1 protein-coding gene is annotated in these 1,228 nt (G+C 57.9%); it reads right to left on the bottom strand.

Going from position 1 to position 1,228, the window contains the following annotated elements; genetic code table 11:
• Nucleotides 1-179: 179 nt before the first annotated feature.
• Entirely contained in the window at nucleotides 180-1,133 is a 954-nt protein-coding gene (locus E8D52_02120) for a DDE transposase (GenBank protein TKB70911.1), read from the bottom strand.
• Nucleotides 1,134-1,228: the final 95 nt, after the last annotated feature.

The following is a 1,228-nucleotide window of genomic DNA, read 5'->3' as shown; positions in this document are numbered from 1 at the left end:
GGGGCTGTTGAAAAAAGCGGTGTGCGGCCTCCGGTGAGAGGAGGATGGTCCAAACGATCTCGCCAAAGGTCTTCGAGGAACGCCTCCACGGTAGGCACTCCCCGTAGGGTGCTCTTGAGTTGGTATCCGGGAGGAGGGGTTCCTCCTTTGAGGCAAGGTCCGTGGACCGTGTCCTGCGCTTAGGCCACAACGAAGTTCGCGTCGAGGACGACCAACCGTTTGAGGTTAAACACCATGGCCTGCAAGAAGGCTGCGAATTGATTCTTCGCCACCCCACGGTAGCGTACGCGCTTCGGCCGGTGAGAAAACACCCGTTCGTACGGAGCTCGCAGATGCGTATACCACCGGTCGCGATCCCGATTCTTGGATTTCATATTGTTCCGTTGAATGGCCGCGAGATGACAGCTCCGTTGGGCGGCAGCCTGCCGCGCGGGAGCCGTACAATAGCCTTTGTCTCCATAGATCGCCCCTTGGGTGGGGCAGACATGCCGGAGGCCGTGGGCATCGGGCAGATTGGCTGGGGTGGTGGCCACCTTGTTGATCAGCCCGGATTGCATATCCACGCTGACATGCTCTTTATAGCCGTACCAATATTTCTTCTTTCCCTTACAGCCAATCCGGGCTTGCTTATCCACCGCCACTTTCGGCAGCACCGTGTTGTTCAGCTTCTCGATGTGCTGCTGCCGCGCCTTGTCGCGCTCTTCCCACAGCGTAGCTTTGGCAATCAGATGCGTGGCATCCACAAACGTGAACACTTCACTCATGAGTCCTGCCGCTTTGAGCTGTTCGCGCATCGTGGCAAAGAGTTGGGAGAGGCGAGTCGGCCCGATGCGGGTACGGACACGGCTGAACAGGCTGTAGTCGGGTGTGGGTTCCGACAAGCTGAACCCACACAGCCACTTGGCGGCCAGATTTTCTTCCAGATATCGCTCCAGCTCCCGATCCGAGAGGTCCTCCATGAATTGCACGAGCAGACAGCGAAAGAGCCGCTCCACGCCATACCCATCAGCGCCTTTGAGCTGAGGCACGTCGGCCAAGGCTTCGGTGCTATCCGGCAGATAGGCCTGAAACCGTCGGTACGGGTGCGTGGACGATACAAGGCTGTCGAGATCGACCATTTCCATTTGGGACATACAGGGCTCCAGAGTGGAAGAGGGGGATAAAACGCGATTGGACAAGGCGCAGTATAACAACAATTCAAGCACCGCCCCCTTTATTCAACAGTCCC

Origin of the sequence: Nitrospira sp. (genome assembly GCA_005116745.1) — a bacterium.
In the GTDB taxonomy this organism is placed as follows: Bacteria; Nitrospirota; Nitrospiria; order Nitrospirales; family Nitrospiraceae; genus Nitrospira_D.
Note: the sequence above shows the minus strand (reverse complement) of the source record. Positions and strands in the feature narration are given on the sequence as shown.

What these genes read in the sequence shown, in the direction of transcription:
- E8D52_02120 (TKB70911.1), bottom strand. Translation starts at nt 1,133, where the DNA reads ATGTCCCAAATGGAAATGGTCGATCTCGACAGCCTTGTATCGTCCACG.